This is a genomic window from Desulfovibrio mangrovi (genome assembly GCF_026230175.1).
GTDB lineage: Bacteria > Desulfobacterota > Desulfovibrionia > Desulfovibrionales > Desulfovibrionaceae > Halodesulfovibrio > Halodesulfovibrio mangrovi.
Map to the genome: position 1 here is coordinate 2317646 of NZ_CP104208.1, position 17310 is coordinate 2334955.

The following is a 17310-nucleotide window of genomic DNA, read 5'->3' on the forward strand; positions in this document are numbered from 1 at the left end:
CATGTTGGTAAGAAACAAGAAGTCATTCTCTCTGGGCGGCATCATGCTTGTGGGCTTCTCTGTGGTGTTCATCTCCATGTTCACCCCGAACTTCGGTGACGGCAACAACGCCTTCACTGCTGCCGACAAGCTGTTCAACTCCATCTCCAAGGGTTCCACCTACTACATCCCCGCCATCCGCGAAGCGGCCAAGGGCGGCGACAAGCAGGTAACCCTGAACCTGCACATGGCAAGCGAAGCGGAAGCCGCCAAGGTATCCACCATCTTCGGTTCCGTGGCTGAAGCTTCCGCAAGCGGCAGCGACGTCACCGTCACCGGCAACCTTGCCGCCATCCTCGGCCGTGCCGTTGATGACAGCGACGCCATGTTCGCCAACAATGAAGAGCCCCTGAAGGCCGCGTACAATCTGGGCGGTCAGGAAGGCATGTACATGTGGTGGAAGGGCCTGAAGGCCGCTGAAAAGAACCTGAAGAAGCAGGAACTGTTCAAGGAAGCCGCCCTGGTGAACACCGTCATCAACCGCGGCGTGGAAGTGGGCTACAACTACTACGGCATTCAGCCTGAAAGCGCTTCTTCCCGTACCGGCATCCTTGCGTTCTCCCTGATCTTCTATGTAGTATACACCCTGTGGTTCGGTTATTCGATCTTCTTCCTCTGCGAAGGCATGGGCCTCGCCATGAAGGGTGGAAAGAAGAAGGAAGTATAGGACATAGGTAGATCCCGATGACGTCCCCTGACAGCGTTCTGGCTCGAGCATGGGCCGTCATAGCAGATACAGCCCGGCGGCTTTCCGGATCCGCACCCTTGTCGGGTGCGGACGAGGAGAGCCTCCGGGCTTCCTTTCGTGAGGCCTGCGGCCGTTTCAAACGCCTCATAAGCGCCAACAACAAAGCGCTTGAGGCCATGTCGCACATGGAACAGACATTGGAAGGCGCCACGCCCTACGATCTTGTCTATGTGCGCACCCAGAGCACCCGCATAGCCTCTGCCGTCTACCAGATGATCGAGGCCATGGAGACGTTGGCCCCCGGACGCTACCCTGCGCTCCGCGAACGGTTTGAGGCCATTCGCTCGCTGATCACCCCGCACCTCGAAACCACCCCGGAAACCACAGACGGCCCCTTGGTGCTCCACTTTTCCGCACTCGGCTCCGGGCACGCGGCACAGGTCGGGGGCAAGGCCGCCAACCTCGGCGAGTTGCGCAACAAGGCGAACCTGCCGGTACCTGACGGATTTGCAGTAACCGCACACGGATTCTGGCTGTTCATGCGCCACAATGGGCTGGATGAAGAGGTGGACAGACAACTCAGGCTTGCCGACCCCGACCGGTTGGACAACCTCTACGCCATGTGTTCCCGCATCCAGCAACTCATCATCAAGGCCCCCCTGCCCGAAGAGCTTGCCAAGGCCATTGCCGATGCGGAAGCCGAACTGCGGACCCGCACCGGCTACACCGGCAACCTTGCCGTGCGCAGCAGCGCGCTGGGCGAGGACATGCCCGGGCACGCTTTCGCCGGGCAGTACCGCTCGCTGCTGAACGTACCTTCGGATCATCTTGCGGAGGCATGGCGCGAGGTAGCCGCATCCAAATACGGAGCGGAAGCCGTCGCCTACCGCATGCGCTGCGGCCTGACGGACCGTGACACCGCCGTGAGCGTTGCCATCATGCCCATGCTGGGGTCCGTTGCCGGAGGCGTACTCTATACCCGCGATCCCGTGGATGTCCGTAACGGTGCCATCATCATCCACGCGGTGCAGGGCCTGCCCAGAGGCGTTGTGGACGGCAGGCTGCCCACGGACCGCTTTGCGGTGCAACGGGCTGAACCCTTTGACATTGTTCAGCGTCATGTAGCCTTCAAGAAGGAACGGTACGTCATCGCTTCCGGCGAAGGCGTGACCAAGACGGAAACGCCAGCGGAAGAAGCTTCGCAGCCCAGCCTGACAGACAGCCAACTGCAGCGCCTTGCTGCGCTGGCCGCACGGGTGGAAGTCCACTATGGCGCACCGCAGGATGTTGAATGGGCGCTGCTAGCCGACGATACTTTCATGCTCCTGCAATCGCGCCCGCTGAGCATGCCTTCTCCCGAAGACATTGCCCGCCGTCTTGATCCGCCCACCCTGCCGGAGGGTACCGTCATTCTCGTACAGGGCGGCGAGACCGCATCTCCGGGTACCGCGGCAGGACCCGTGGTGCAGGTGCGCAAGCAGGCAGAGGCACTGGCCTTTCCCGACGGAGGCGTTCTGGTCGTTCCCCACGCGGCACCGCGCTGGGCTCCGCTGCTTTCCCGCGCATCAGCAGTCATCGCAGGCACGGGCTCGTCAGCCGGACATCTTGCCAATGTGGCGAGAGAGTTTGGGGTACCCGCCCTGTTCGGCACCGGCTGGAAATCGGATGCGCTGGAAACCGGAACCGTTGTCACCGTGGACGCCGATGCAGGATTGGTGCTTGAAGGTCGTGTGGAATCACTGCTTTCCGCGCCCAAACCCAGAAATGTCATGCAGGGCACCTCTGTGCACGCGACCTTGCAGAAAGTTCTGTCCCACATCGCACCGCTTACGCTCACCGATCCGGACTGCCCCGATTTTCGCGCGATCAACTGCAAGACACTGCATGACATCACTCGCTTCTGCCATCAGAAGGCCGTGGAAGAGATGTTCCGCGACGGTAAGGATGCCAGATTCCCCAAACACCTTGCCCGCCAGCTCTACCACGGCAGGCCGCTGCAGTTCTGGGTGGTTGATCTGGACGACGCATTCCGCTCTCCCCCCGCAGGCAAACTCATACCGCTGGAAAACATTGCCTCGCCGCCCATGCATGCCCTCTGGCACGGCATGATGCACATCCCGTGGGGAGGACCGCCCCCCGTGCACGCGCGCGGCTTCCTCTCCGTGCTGGCGGAATCAGCGCTGGACCCCGGATTTGAGCCGTCCAGTGCCTCCATCTACAGCATGAAGAATTACTTTCTGGTCAGCAGCCGCTTCTGTACGCTGCAATCGCGCTTCGGATACCACTTCTGTACGGTGGAAACTCTGGCTGGTGACGTGGATGCGGAGAATTTCGCCGCGTTCCGCTTCAAGGGCGGTGCAGCGGATGCGGACAGAAGACTCATGCGGGTGAAACTCATTGCGGAGATTCTGGAAGAGAACGACTTCCGCGTGCAGGTAATCCGCGACAGCCTTGCAGCCCGCATGGAAGGCCTGCCGCTGGAACACATGCTGCGCGCCTTGCAGGTGCTGGGGTACCTTGTCATGCACACGCGGCAGTTGGACATGGTCATGTCCAGTCCTGAAGCCGTGCAGCATTACAGGGAAAAGATTGCGAAAGAACTGAAGGAAGTGCTGAGCAGCCCGCACACTGCGCCCTGATGCGTTTACCCTGATGTGTTAACTGATGTGTTAACGAGGACATTTCCGCTCTTCAGGATAGGTTTCCGGCGGCAACACATCGCCATATGCCCCGATCAGGCTGTGCATGGCGCTTGCGCCCCCCACCCCGCCGTTGCAGAGCATGGAGTCGTATGCAGACTGCAACGCCTTGTACTGCTCTTCAGACACATTCGGGTTCAGGGCCAGATAAAGCGGATAGCGGTGAAGTATCAGTCTCGCATCAACACTCTCAACCGGTTTGCCCATCACTTTCAAGACATGCAGGGTATTCTGCACACTGGCTACCAACACCTCGCAACGGCCGGCGAGCAGCATCTTCACAGATGCCTCAGGTGCCGGAACCAGTGAAAGAGCCTCCTGCTCAAAACCATTTCGCAGAAGCCATTCATGCCCCGCGCTCTTGTTGACCACACAAATCTTTCTGCCCCGTAACGCAGCTGGCGAAGACAGGGCGAGCGGACTCCACCTCGGTACCATCCCGCCACTCACCACGTACAGAATGGGGCCGACCCATTTGAAATGGGGCTCACGCTCAGGAAGGCGGGCCGTGCAGAACAACGCAGTATCAGCCTCATTCAGAACGATATGATACCCTCTTGCCCACGGCACCACATTGATGTCGGACTGTTGCAACGGGATGCCCGCCTTGTTGAACAAGGCAAGAACAATATCCACTGCAGGCCCTTTGATGCTGCCACCCTCCAGATGGTTGAAAGGGGGCAGGTCTTCCGTAAAGACATCTATGCCGCTTTCCGCCGCCCGCGCTCCGGCAAACGGAAACATCAGACACAGCAATGCGACACAGACCCCATACAGAACAGTCTGAAAGAACACTGGTGCTCTCACAAGCACACTCGCTGCATCGACTGTTCTCCGGTCAGCATTGGGTGAACTGCCACCTACTGCCATTATTTGAAACAGGAATCCCATATGGCATCAAACTCGCCGGTTTCCCTGAGTTTGGCAAGTCCCTGATTGAAAACAGCCGTATATCTGGCGGCATCGGGATAGGTACGGGAAACAGCCATGCCTGCGTTAAGGGTAACTACCGAGTTACGGCTCATGGCAAAGCTGCTTTCCTGCCCTGAAAAAAGACTGCGGATCATGTACCACCCTACATGCTTTTCAGTCAGAAGCACATCCGCCCGGCCCGAATGCAGCTTCCTGAACGAGCACTGCTCATCGGGAGCCAAATCCACTTTCACCTCCGCGTTCGCCAGCCGTTCCAGCAGAAAATGTCCCAAAGAACCGGCAACCACATATCCCCGCAAGGAATTGACGCCGTGATACTCGAAGGTCGGATATCGCTCCTTCATGAAAAAGACGTGTGTTTCACCACGATACAAAGGAAGGGAAAAATCCCACCTTCTCTTCCGCTTAACGGACATGGCATAGGGAAATGATCCGTAGGCGCTGCCTTCATCCAACATGGCCTCGCACCGCTTCCATGGAAAGAAACGGAACTCCACGTCCACGCCTTCCAGTTCAAATGCCCGGCGGACAATTCTGGCTGCCGGCCCGAAATCCTGCAATTCCTGAGAGACGTAGGGGGGCCATTCCCCGGTAACAATGAGTAACGGCTGCGCGCAAGACAAGGGAACGCGCAAAATAAGCACGCATAAAAGCAGCACTGCCTGCGCAATGAACCGAATGCAGACCCTACGCAACCCCATCCTCCAACCATCACTTTTTCTTATACAAGTACCGCACAAATTAATTGGTGCACAACAAAAAAATATAAAACAAACACCATCTACACAAGTAGCCACAACAACAACCAAAAGTGCAACATGCAGCCTCGTACCGATCTGCCAAAGGAGGATTGACTTTCACGCGACCCACGATAGCATGTGCAAAACTATTGCACGCTCTCTGACGATACCAACCTACACAGAATAGCAGACGCACATATGAACGAACGCACTTTTATGGATGAACTCTGCCTGCAGGCAAGCAGGCTCGGCCCCTGTGGCATTTCCCCCAAAGCCCCCGGCACGGTGGGCTCCGCCGCAGCCGTTCTTTTCGCTCCCCTGTTCTTTCTTCCCCTGTCCTTCGGCTGGCGCGCCGTCGTGCTCGCCCTGCTGTTCATACTCGGCAGCATGGCCGTAACCCGCGCGGAAACCCTGCTCGGCAAAAAGGATCCCGGCGAAATCGTCATCGACGAACTGCTCGGCATGTGGCTGACCATGCTCCCCTTTGCCGACCTCGGCTGGGGCTGGATGCTCGCCGCCTTCGCCCTGTTCCGCTTCTTCGACATCCTCAAGCCCTATCCCATCAGAAACGCGGAACACTGGCTGCCCGCGGGCTGGGGCGTCATGATCGACGATGCCATTGCCGGAGTATATGCCATGCTGAGCCTGTGGGCACTGCGCCTGTTCATGATGTAATGTGCATAACGCCAACAACAAACTGAATTCAAAGAAAAAGCCCTGAAACATTCAGGGCTTTTTCTTTTTCTCGCATGCAGGTGTCGCACGCTTCATGCATATCTGCGCCACTGTTCACGGGCAATGTTACCTACACCCTGTGGAAAATGTGTATAACAATTCCATCATGCTAAAATTACTATATTACATAGAAACAAGCCGTGTTCTCAATGTCCTTGCACGGCCACGCTCCTCCCTGCAGCAAGGCACGGTAATCCACAATTGGAACGCCCCTGTTCGCAAAACTGTTCATATCGCACATAAACAACTGTAATACATAAAAAAGGCAGAACTTGCATTCTGCCTTTCAACGATCCGGTCTGTGCCTTTTGCCCAGCGTTACAGATGCCTGTTCTCATCATCCCCCACGCAGGAGGCAGCGTCGCCATGCTGGCGTTCAATCCACGGAATCCGAGGCAGGATAAGCCGCACCGAACGTTCGAAGAAGAGATAATCCCACGCCCAGTTGATCATGACGAACAAACGGTTGCGGAAGCCGATGAGATAGGCAAGATGCACAAACAGCCAGAGCACCCATGCGATGAATCCGGTGGCTGTGCGTGTGCCGATGCGGACCACCGCACTGGACCTGCCGATGGTCGCCATGGCTCCCTTGTCCCGATAGGCGAAAGGACGAAGCTCCTCACCACGCATGTGCCGCAGAATGTTCTCGGCAGCCAGCGCGCCTTGCTGGGTGGCATTGGGCGCGATCATGGGAGATTCTCCCGTAGCGGGCAATGCAAGGTCACCGGCTGCAAACACATGGGGATGCTCGGCAATCTGCAATGACGGCAACACGGCTACGCGCCTACCCCTGCCAAGCTGCAGGCCCATGACGTCAGCGGTTCTGTTGCCGCGAATACCTGCAGACCACACCACAGTGTCCGTGGCCACGGGGGCAGCCCCCTTCAGTACCACCTGATGGGCCTCGACCTTGGCGACCGTACTGTTCAGACGGACATCCACCCCCATGCGGGCGAGACGCCGGAACGTGTACTGCCGCAGTTTTTCAGGATACCCCGCAAGCAAGCCGTTAGAGGCTTCCAGAAGAACCACACGGGCCTGCCCGGTATTGAACCCTCTGAAGTCCTTGGCAATGGGGTTGCGGATCAACTCCGCCAGCGCACCGGCATATTCCACGCCGGTGGGCCCGCCTCCGACCACGGCAAAGGTAAGCATGCGCCGCTGCGCGTCTGGATCGGGTTCGTGTGCCGCAAGCTCGAAGCGGGTAAGAATATGGTTACGCAGGGCAATGGCCTGCTCCAGCGACTTGAGGCGGAAGGCATGCTGCTCAGCCCCGGGCACCCCGAAAAATTCCGTATTGCTGCCCATGGCGAGCAGCAGATAATCGTAGGACACGTCGCCGCTGTCCGTGTGCACAACATGAGCGCTGAAGTCAGCCCCGGTCACGCAGCACAGCCGGAAGTCCACGTTATCCAGAGAACGGAACACGCCGCGCAAGGGATAGGAAATCTGCTCCGGCTCAAGCTCGGCTGCCGCCACCTGGTACAGGAGCGGCAAAAAGGTGTGATAGTTGTTTCTGTCCAGCACCAGCACGTCCACGGCTTCCGAGCGGGAAAGGGCACGGGCCGCCCACAGTCCGGCAAATCCTCCCCCGACTATGACAACGCGCTTGCGGTCCGGCGAGTGATACGCACTCATGAGCTCTTCCGTACCTTGGAGGAAAGACCGCCGTCAGACGCCTTGAGACGGTCTATGAGATTCTCCACGTCCACGACGAGGGCATCTGTCTCGCCAAGCATGCCGAACCCGAGAATGGGGATCTGGTAAATATTCTGAACGGGTATGGTGAACCCCGTCACCACGGCCTGCTGCTGCGTGATGACCTCGTCAATAAGCAGGGCCGCGCTGGCATCGCCCACGCGAACCACAATGGTATGCAGGTACCCGTCCGCGTTGGGGTTGGCCGTCAGACCGAAATAGTCTGCCAGCGGAATGATGGGGAAGGTCTCGCCGCGCACGCTCACGGCTCTGGAACCGTCCGGCAGTTCCACGGTATCCGACTTTCTCGCTGCAAAGACTTCCAGCACGTCGCGGCTTGGGATAATGAAGGTTTCCGTCCCCACGCGGGTTATGAGGGCATCCACAATACCTTCGTTCACGGAACGGTCCAGCGGGATGGAAATGAGGAAGGTCGTGCCCTTGCCCAACTCGCTGTTCACGCGCACGTCGCCGCCCAGCTGTTCCTTCACCGCGGTAACCACGGCATCCATGCCCACACCGCGCCCCGAGATATCCGTCACCTTCTCGGCGGTGGAGAAACCGGAGGCCATGATGAACTGATACAGTTCCTCGTCCGTGTAGTCCCTGCTCTCTTCGAGCAGCCCCTTTTCCCGCGCCTTGTTGCGGATACGCTCAGGGTTGAGCCCGCGTCCGTCGTCACGGATGGAAATGTATGCATGGTCGCCCTTGCGATACGCATGCAGCCTGATCACGCCTGTAGCAGGCTTGCCTACCTGCTCGCGTTCTTCCGGCGTCTCAACACCATGGTCCACAGCGTTACGCAACATGTGCACGAGCGGCTCGTTCAGGTTCTCCACAATCATCTTGTCCAGTTCAAGGTCGTCGCCTTCCACCACCATTTCGATCTTCTTGTTCACCTTCTGGGCCGTGCTGGTCACAAGACGGTGCAGGGGAATGAAAATCTGTTTCAGCGGCACAAGCCGGATGTGATCCACCTCGCTCTTGATGCGGTCAATAACCACATCCATTTCACGCAGGCCGGAAATGGTGGCGGAATCAAGATTCTTGTTCTGGGAAATGACGGCGTAGCTCACCATGAGCTTGCCGACCCAGTCGATGAGGTTATCCAGCTTTTCCGTATTCACGCGAACCGAGAAAATGCCATCGCGCTTGGCGCGAGCAGGAGCATTGCCGTTGCCCCCTTCCTGCGCCCCCTTTGCGGAAGCATCACCATCGGCCGCCTGTTTTTCCGCCTGCGTTGAAGCCTGCTCCGGGGAGGGACCGGCAGCACTCTGCCCGCCTTCACCGGCAGCCTCTACAACAGCATGCTCATCGGAGCCGTCCCCGGCGGCATCCTCTGCAGCAATGACCGCAGGCCCGGCCGCAGCCAGCGCCGCAGCCTTGGCCTCAATCTCTTCCGCCCGCTTGGAAACAAAACCGCCAAGGGCATAGAGCAGCCGCTTATGCGCTTCGCAGATTCCGAGCAGGGAGGTGACCAGCTCAGGTGTCACCGGCTGTATGCCGTCCTTGAGCATGTCGAACAGGGTAATAAGCTGGGCGGACGGCAACTTGAGGTGCGAAAGGCCAAGCGTGCTCAGCACGTTCGACACGTCTTCCGGTTTGGACGCTGATCCCTCGAGAGCTATCACCGCAGCTTCCATCTGCTCGATGCTGGCCTGAATCACATCCTTCATGCGTCACCTCCGCCGGCCTTATCCTGTCCGAAAAAGGCCTCGACACTCGGGTGGACAGTAAAAATGGCACCATAGCCCCAGCTATGGAACAGCCCCCCCACGAAAGGCTGCATGCCCGCCACATGCACCGGAAACTTCTCAGCAAAGGGCTCAAGCGCGTCCCACACGGATGAACTGACGGAAAGAACGCCGGAAAAATCAAGCACCAGAGGAACCCCCGCCCCCTGTTTCTGCAATACATCCAGCAACATCTGCTTCTGTGCAGGCAGGTGCACGCGGGACATGACCACCGAAGCCACGATCACGCCATCCACCACGGAAAGGCGCACGCCTTCTTCCACGACGACCTTGCTCTGCCCCTTGGGCTCGCTCAATTCACTGATCCGGGCGAGCACTTCGTCCATCTCACCCTGCGGTCCGCTGCCGGTATCGCGGATCTGCTCGATAACCTGAAAAATCATGTTCACGGAGGTGATGGCCGCGCTGGTTACCGCATCATCCAGCGCCACATCGCCCGCCTGTATCTTTTTGAGGAAGCTTTCCACCTTGTGCGTAAAGCCAGACGCAACTTCAAATCCCCCCATGAAGCCGGTAACGCCTTTGATGGTGTGCAACGGACGTGAAAGATTCTCTATGCCGGAGTGCACATCCCCTTCTTTCATGCGCTCCAGTCCATCCATTACCTGCGGGTAAAACTTGTCGTAGAGTTCCCCCATGAACTCTTCAATCTGGTCGTCATCATGCATGATGTACGCTTCCTCTGGGCTTGTCCGGGAACGATCAATCGTCGATAAGCGCCAACGCCTTCAACTCCCTGAACAGCTTTTCTTTATCTATGGGCTTTACGATGTAGGCAGAGGCCTGCCCCGAATCAAAGGCCCGTACCACGGTCTTGATATCGGCAAGCGCCGTAGTCATGATGACCTTTGCCCGCGGCAGTCCACGGCCGTCCTCACGCTCCCGGATGATCTCGAGCGCCTCAAGGCCGTTTTTCACCGGCATCATGATGTCCATGAGAATAAGTCTGTAGGGGCGCTCCTGGCTATGAGCCAGTTCAAAGGCTTCAAGCGCCTCACTGCCGTTGACCACAACATCCACCTCGAAAATGGGAGCCAGCATCTTCTCGAGCACAATTCTGCTTATGAACTCATCTTCCACAACTAGAGCGCGCATATCATCTCCAAGAGGTTATCCGGTAACACCATGGCCCGGCTTCAAAAGGGACTACTTCTGGCGTATCATGTAGTTACTACACGGCCTCATTTGCAGGAAGTATTTTTTATCCCGCGGCAGTACTTTGAAAAGCAGCCTCCTTCCTGTATCATCAATGAACCTGATTTTTACAAGGAGTCTTCTGTGGGCACACTGCATATCGACGAACTGCTCCCCGGCATGAAACTGGAAGCCGAAGTGCGAGGCGTGCACAACCGCAAACTCTTTCCTGCAGGCATTGTGCTTGGTGAACAGCAGATTGCCATAATGAAGGCATGGGGCGTAACGGAGGCCTCTGTTGCCGGAGTGAGCCGCAAGGATATATCGGATCAGACGCCCAAGATGATCTCACCGGAAATAATGATAAAAGCGACCCAGATTGTGGACGACTCCTTTCAGGGCAAACATGTGGGCAACGCCTTTCTCGAAGAATTTCACCGCCTGTGTGTCTTGAGGACAGCAAAACGGATTCAGGACAACACGCTGGCTCCCATGTCGGAAGCACGTCTCAAGGCCCTGCGCGCCCGATGCGAGATGCCCACTCCAGATGAGGAACAGCATACAGCCGCCTCGCTGGTGAAAAGCGAAGTGACGCTGCTCTCTTTTCCTTCCGTCTACACCCAGATTCTCAAGGAGTTGCAGTCTCCCGCCTGTTCCGCCCGCCGCATGGGCGAAGTCGTCAGCCGCGACCCCGGCCTCACGGCCAAGATCCTGCGTCTGGTGAACAGTCCCTTCTACGGGTTTCCTTCGCGGATCGACACCATTGAACGCGCCATCACCATTCTGGGCGTCAATGAGCTCACCACGCTGGCCATAGGCATTTCCGCCACCAGCACTTTTTCGAACATTCCCTCTTCCGTGCTCAACATGCAGCACTTCTGGGAACACTCCGTTTCCTGCGGCACGCTGGCACGCCTTATTGCCGGAACCAAACCCGGCCTCTCAGAAGAGCGTTTCTTTGTGGCCGGGCTGCTGCACGACATTGGCATGCTGCTCATGCTGCGCGCCATGCCGCAGTCATTCTGCAGGGCTTTGCTGCTCTCAAGGGACAGAAAAATTCCACTGGAACAGGCCGAGCAGGAAGTCTGCGGCTTCGATCACAGCGAGGTCGGAGGCCTGCTGCTGGAGGCATGGGGCATTCCCGACAGCCTCACCCACATGGTCCGCCACCATCATGCCCCGCTCAAGAGCCAGCCACTGCTGGACGCCGCCATCATCCAGCTTGGCGACATGATCGCACTGGGACTGCGCAGCGATGACTACGGCGCGTTCTATGCTCCGGACATCTCTCCGCAGGTGCTTGAGGCCATCGGCCTGCCACCCAGCTCCCTTGAACCCATCATCCTACAGCACGGCAGGCAACTGTCCGAAATGATCAGCCTGTTCATCAAAGAATCCTGAGATGCCCGATACCCTCGACGCCACGAACCCCCTGCCGGCGGATCGCCGTGCCGCCCTGCGCGCTCTTGAGCTGGCCGCCACCCTTGGTCATTTCGGCACCAGCCTTGATGCAGTGGAAAACGAACGGGCCATTCTGACTGACACCGCAAAGAAGCTGGAAAGCCTGATGAGTTTTTCCAGCCAGTCCTTCTTCATGGTGGATGAGGAAACCTTCGCCTTCCAACTGGCATGGGCCTCGGAACCGGAGGCTGGTGACAGAATCGCTGATGAAGTAGCCATTCTCATAGAAGACCGCACGTTCGCATGGGCGCTCGGGCGGAACAAACCCACCGTGGTTTCCACCTCGCAGGGCGGACAACTGCTGTTGCACCCCCTTACCACCGCAGCAGGCCCCGTGGGCATGTTTGCAGGTCTTGTCGAGGATAATCCGGCCGACCTTTACGCGGACATCGGCTACTATCTCATCACGGTCATTCTGTTCGCATCTGCCACGCTGCTGGAAAACTTCCGGCTGTTCCAGCACCTTGAGCAATCCAACGCCACTCTGGAACAGCAGGTTGCCGAACGCACCAAGGCCCTTACCACCTCAAATGCACAACTCACAGAAGCGCTGGAAGAAAACCAGCGTTACCGGCAATATCTTGAAACCGTCTTCTCCTCCATGCTCGACCCTCTGATCACCGTGGACAGGGAACGGAACATCATCAGCCTGAACACCGCTGCCGAGCGATTTTTCGGCCAGCAGAGAGAGAACCTGATAGGCATGCCTTTCGGCAAGGCCTTTCCCCATGCTGCCGAGGCCTTCACACAGGTCTTTGCAAGCGCCATACATAAGGGCCAGGCAGTGCGTGAATTCCGCACCCAATACCGCACAGAGGGTATGGACAAGGTACTCATCCTGAGCTGTGCCCCGCTTATTCCCCAACCAACCGGCCAGACGCAGCAAGGAACCGAGACCACGGAAGGCGGCGTCCTGCTCATCCGGGATATCACGCGCATCGTTTCGCTGGAAAAGCAGCTACAGGCACGCCACTCATTCAGGAGCATCGTGGGCAAGAGCGAGCGCATGCAAAAGCTCTACACCCTGCTGGAAAGTCTTGCCGAGGTAGACACCACCGTGCTTGTCACAGGCGAATCCGGCACCGGCAAGGAGCTTATCGCAGAAGCTCTGCATCATAACGGAGCCCGGGCACACGGACCACTTATCAAGGTGAACTGCACGGCCCTTTCGGAAAGCCTGCTGGAAAGCGAACTCTTCGGCCATGTACGCGGCGCGTTCACAGGTGCAGTAGCTGACAAGGCTGGCCGATTTGAAGCCGCCGAGGGCGGAACCATATTTCTTGATGAAATCGGCGATGTTTCCCTGCGCATCCAGATTCTGCTGCTGCGTTTTCTGGAATCAAAGGAATTCGAGCGAGTGGGTGACACCGTCACCCGCAAGGCGGATGTGCGCATTGTCGCCGCCACAAACGCCAACCTCGTCCAGAAGATTCACGATGGCACGTTCCGGGCCGATCTATACTACCGCCTGAACGTGATGCACGTGAAACTGCCAGCCCTGCGGGAGAGGCGTGATGACATTCCCCTGCTGGCGAGCCACTTCATCACCCTGTGCAACAAAGAGCTGGGCACCCGGATTTCCGGCATATCCGAAGACGCCATGCACTTCTTCATGCGCCACCAATGGCCCGGCAACGTTCGTGAATTCAAACATGTCATCGAGCATGGCTGCATTCTCGCGCGGCAGGGCCTCATCGGCACGGAACATCTGACCCCCGAGATGCTTGAGCAGCCGCCGCTGCCGGGCATGCCCCATACACCACACCTTCCCGTGGACGGATTCCCCCACGCGGCCCATCCCGTCATTCCGGCCCATCCCAGAAACCACATGGAGCGCCCCGTACCTGCGGCACAGCCCCCAGTTCCGCAGTACGACCGTGCCGGGATGATGGCGCCCCCGGCTCCCCGTCCGGCCTTTCACGACCTCACTCCCGAGGACATCCTTGATGCCATCCGCATCGCCGGAGGCAACAAGGCACAGGCCGCCCGTCTGCTGGGCATTGGCCGGGCCACCCTGTATCGCAAGATGCACGAGCTGGGCATGCCGGTTTAACCACATGTCTCATGAGACATGCTTTGAGACACTCAAACCTGTCTCACGAGACATCAACGAGACACACCAAGACACCCTCTCATAACACAGAATTCTCTCAACTGTTCGTTTTCAATAAGAAAACAAAATATGGCACCACCTTTGCCTTAGTCAGGACAGACGACAGCAAAGGACGCAGCCATGATACGGACAGTTACCCCCTCAGAATTCGCCACCCTGCTCAATGAAGAGCAGCGTCCCGTATTGGCAGGCTGCCTGGAAAACGACCCTTTGCATGCCGATCAGCTGACTACGATTCTGCATATTGAAAAGACATTCAGGGAACAATTTTCGGTCTGTCTGCTGGATCCGGAGTACTTCTCCGAATTCGCCAGAACCTACGCCATAGCAGGCACCCCGTCGTACCTTCTCTTCTATTTGGGGGAAGAGAAGACCAGATTCATCGGCTTTGCAGATGCTCTCAACCTTCTGAACATCCTGCTTATCGATGACTACAGCGAACTGGATACGCTGGAACCGGCCTTCGGCCACAGCAGCGACACGGTCCATCCCGTACCGTGCATGTCCGGACTCTTCCGCAGCTGGAAACGACAGTAACCTGCGAAACAGCGTTCCCATGGAACGCTGCGGGGGAAAGAGCGGCAATGCGAGCGCGGGGGCGCTCCATCCGCAAACAAGGTCGACGCACGCCACAGACGTTTCGGGACGTTTAGGCGGCAAGGGATGAAGAGATGAAAGACAATTCCACAGCATCTTGCTGTGGCGCCGGACACGAGGCTGCACACTCTCGCATACGGCCGCTTTTGGGGAAAAGTGGAAAACCCGCCTTCCGATAATCGGAAGGCGGGTTTGTCTTTTTCCGGAATAATGGGGAGTTGCAACCAGCTCCACCCAAAGGGCTATTTCCTCTTGGTCAACCGCCCCTCATCAAATTCCGCAGTGACCGGAAAAAAAATCGGCGCGGAATGCTCCGCGCCGATTCTCTTCGTTTTCGTTTCCAGCAGAACTAATAACGTTCAAACTCACCATCGTCATCGTTCAACGCGAGCTGCACTCCGGCAACCGGCTTTCTGGCCGGAACGGACTGGGCAGCCGCGACACTTCGGGCAGGGGCTGCAACAAGTTTCTTCTGCCTTCTGCGCGCGCCGTTCCCGTTTCCATTTCCGTTCACCTTGAAAAAGGCAATGGCCTGCTGCAACTGTTCGGCCTGCGCGGAAAACTCCTCAGCAGTGGAAGCAAGCTCTTCAGAAGCGGAGGCGTTCTGCTGGATCACTGAATCAAGCTGGTTTATCGCCGAATTGATCTGGCCTGCCCCCACTTCCTGTTCCGAACAGGCGGCGGCAATCTCGCGCACCATGTCCGCGGTCTTCCGGATATCCGGCACAACGGAATTCAGCATGCTTCCTGCCTCTTCAGCCACACCGACGCTGGACAACGCCAGCTCGGTTATTTCACCGGCGGCCTCGCGCGAACGTTCCGCAAGCTTGCGCACCTCTGCAGCCACCACGGCAAAGCCCTTGCCGTGCTCGCCTGCACGGGCAGCCTCAATGGCTGCGTTCAGGGCAAGCAAGTTGGTCTGGCGGGCAATCTCCTCAATGAAGGAGATCTTGTCGGAAATCTGATGCATGACCTGCACGGTTCGCTGCAACGCCTCGCTGGAACGCTGGGTTTCATCGGAAGCCTTGGTCGCAAGGACCTCTGTCTGCCGGGCGTTTTCCGCATTCTGGCGCACGCCGGCCAGCATTTCGGTCATGGAGGCTGAAACCTGCTCCACGGACGACGCCTGCATGGTGGCACCTTCTGACATGCTCTCAGAAGACGCGGCCAATTCTTCCGAACCGGCGGCCACCTGCTCCGTGGTGTACTGGATATCCTGCACCACATTAATCAGGCGTTCCACCATGGCCTTCATGGAGGCATAAACGCCCCGGGCGTCCTGATGCTCAAAGGCAATGGTCAAATCACCCTGCGATACCGTACCGGCAATGGAGGCCATCTCGTCCGGCTCACCGCCCAGCGTATTGGTTATGTTACGGGTAAACAGCATGCTGACGGCAACGATAACGACAAGAATGGCCAGCGACAGGATGATAACAAGCCGCACCACCCCGGAAATGGCGTCATCCATATCCTGCTGGCGGGCAGCTATGGACTTTTCCACGCCGTCCACATAGATGCCCATACCCACAATCCAGTTCCAGTCCTTGACGAGCCGCACATAGGAAAGCTTGGGTTCGGGCTTGTCGGAACCGGCCTTGGGCCAAACGTAATCAACCATGCCCTCGCCCTTGGCCTTGGCCACGTCCACCATTGCGCCGAAGAAGGCCTTGCCGTTCTTGTCGCGCATATCAAGCATGCCCTTGCCTACAAGGGATTCGGTGGGATGGCTGATCATCACGCCGTCAATATCGTTAATCCAGAAATAGTTGCCATCACCCAGCCGCATCTTGGCCAGCTGTTTCATAGCTTCGTTTTTCATACCCTCGGTAATGTCTTCAAGCCATGCCCCAGTACCGATGATCCAATCCACCCCCGGAATCAGGCGGACGTACGAAATTTTCAGTGTCGGCACCTGCTCGCCCGGCTTGGCCCAGTAATAGGAAACCATGCCTTCTCCGTTGGCCCGACAAACCTGCACCATATCCTGAAACATCAGGTTACCCTTGGCGTCCTTGTACCCCCCAAGGTCGGCACCGTTCAGGGCGGCGTTCACGGGATGCATGATCATCCGCGGACTCATGTCGTTTATCCACAGGTAGTTCCCGCCATCAAAACGAATGGACCGGACAAGAGCCGTTATTTCCTGCTTCAACTGCTCTGCAGGCAGATGCCCCTTGCTTTTCTGCAGTTCAACGATCTGACTATATGCCGCATCGACGACACGCTTGAGGTCTTCCTTGCGCTCCTTCTTGAGGCCTTCGATATCCTTGGAGCGCTGCACATAGGAGTCCACAGCCCCCACTGCCATGGAAACATAATCCTTAAGGCGCGACTCTTCCTTTTCCAGAGCCTCGGTACGGTACGCCGCGGATTCCTTCTCGCTATATGACAGCATCTGCATGACGCACACCACGCTCAACAACGACACGGTGAGTATCGTCGCGACAATCTGAAACCCTGTCATTTTAGTACGCAATTTCATGACTTTCTCCATATGACACTGAGTGTGATCTATTACTGATAGTTACACCATCCCCGCCCCATCACAAGGGAACAATCATTATCATCGTCGCCTACCAAACCAGCAGGCAACCGCACCGCACACCATCAAGGCATTACATCAAAGAACAGGCGTATTCCACAACTTTTGAGCAACAAATACAAAAAGCGGCCTGATTATCATCAGGCCGCCCTTTCTTGTAACACTTGTCTT

Annotated in this window: 13 protein-coding genes; 6 read left to right on the forward strand and 7 right to left on the reverse strand. The window is 57.6% G+C overall.

Features of this window, described 5'->3' with window-relative positions:
* Position 1 precedes the first annotated feature (1 nt).
* Together N1030_RS10645 and N1030_RS10650 are read left to right on the forward strand one after the other, a co-directional pair.
* The gene (locus N1030_RS10645; protein WP_265825462.1) at positions 2-706 is read left to right on the forward strand and encodes a hypothetical protein; all 705 of its coding nucleotides are present in this window, start codon (positions 2-4) and stop codon (positions 704-706) included.
* Positions 707-723: 17 nt separating this feature from the next.
* Positions 724-3366 carry a PEP/pyruvate-binding domain-containing protein gene (locus N1030_RS10650; RefSeq protein ID WP_265825463.1) on the forward strand — a complete coding sequence of 881 codons (2643 nt, stop codon included), beginning with the start codon at positions 724-726 and terminating at the stop codon, positions 3364-3366.
* Positions 3367-3396: 30 nt separating this feature from the next.
* Here the strand turns inward: N1030_RS10650 and N1030_RS10655 are convergent, their stop codons facing one another.
* Together N1030_RS10655 and N1030_RS10660 are read right to left on the reverse strand one after the other, a co-directional pair.
* Positions 3397-4221, reverse strand: coding sequence for a substrate-binding periplasmic protein (locus N1030_RS10655; RefSeq protein ID WP_265825464.1), 825 nt, complete (start codon positions 4219-4221; stop codon positions 3397-3399).
* Positions 4222-4295: 74 nt separating this feature from the next.
* Positions 4296-5003, reverse strand: a complete 708-nt coding sequence (locus N1030_RS10660) for a substrate-binding periplasmic protein (RefSeq protein WP_265825465.1) — start codon at positions 5001-5003, stop codon at positions 4296-4298.
* Positions 5004-5297: 294 nt separating this feature from the next.
* On the opposite strand from N1030_RS10660, the gene N1030_RS10665 reads away from it, so the two are divergent.
* Complete coding sequence (locus N1030_RS10665; protein WP_265825466.1) at positions 5298-5774, forward strand: phosphatidylglycerophosphatase A family protein; 477 nt, start codon at positions 5298-5300, stop codon at positions 5772-5774.
* Between the two features lie 378 nt (positions 5775-6152).
* On the opposite strand, the gene N1030_RS10670 is transcribed toward N1030_RS10665, so the two are convergent.
* Genes N1030_RS10670 through N1030_RS10685 form a run of 4 tightly spaced genes read right to left on the reverse strand, consistent with a single transcriptional unit; the run spans position 6153 to position 10384 of the window.
* Positions 6153-7475, reverse strand: a complete 1323-nt coding sequence (locus N1030_RS10670) for an NAD(P)/FAD-dependent oxidoreductase (RefSeq protein WP_265825467.1) — start codon at positions 7473-7475, stop codon at positions 6153-6155.
* Positions 7472-9211 (reverse strand): chemotaxis protein CheA, encoded by a 1740-nt coding sequence (locus N1030_RS10675; protein WP_265825468.1) that lies wholly within the window; start codon positions 9209-9211, stop codon positions 7472-7474. Before N1030_RS10675 ends, N1030_RS10670 begins: the two co-directional genes overlap by 4 nt.
* A complete protein-coding gene (locus N1030_RS10680; RefSeq protein ID WP_265825469.1) occupies positions 9208-9957 on the reverse strand; it encodes a histidine kinase in 750 nt (249 codons plus the stop codon). Before N1030_RS10680 ends, N1030_RS10675 begins: the two co-directional genes overlap by 4 nt.
* Positions 9958-9991: 34 nt before the next feature.
* Complete coding sequence (locus N1030_RS10685; RefSeq protein WP_265825470.1) at positions 9992-10384, reverse strand: response regulator; 393 nt, start codon at positions 10382-10384, stop codon at positions 9992-9994.
* Positions 10385-10567: 183 nt separating this feature from the next.
* Here N1030_RS10685 and N1030_RS10690 point away from each other — a divergent pair, with 183 nt between their 5' ends.
* The 3 genes from N1030_RS10690 (at position 10568) to N1030_RS10700 (ending at position 14534) form a co-directional block, all read left to right on the forward strand.
* Entirely contained in the window at positions 10568-11824 is a 1257-nt protein-coding gene (locus N1030_RS10690) for an HDOD domain-containing protein (RefSeq protein ID WP_265825471.1), read from the forward strand.
* Position 11825: 1 nt separating this feature from the next.
* Positions 11826-13937: a sigma-54 interaction domain-containing protein gene (locus N1030_RS10695; RefSeq protein WP_265825472.1), complete on the forward strand. Its 2112-nt coding sequence runs from the start codon at positions 11826-11828 to the stop codon at positions 13935-13937.
* 180 nt (positions 13938-14117) lie between these two features.
* The gene (locus N1030_RS10700) at positions 14118-14534 is read left to right on the forward strand and encodes a YbbN family protein (RefSeq protein ID WP_265825473.1); all 417 of its coding nucleotides are present in this window, start codon (positions 14118-14120) and stop codon (positions 14532-14534) included.
* Positions 14535-14943: 409 nt separating this feature from the next.
* Here N1030_RS10700 and N1030_RS10705 read toward each other — a convergent pair whose 3' ends face one another.
* Positions 14944-17079: a methyl-accepting chemotaxis protein gene (locus tag N1030_RS10705; protein ID WP_265825474.1), complete on the reverse strand. Its 2136-nt coding sequence runs from the start codon at positions 17077-17079 to the stop codon at positions 14944-14946.
* Between the last annotated feature and the right edge of the window lie 231 nt (positions 17080-17310).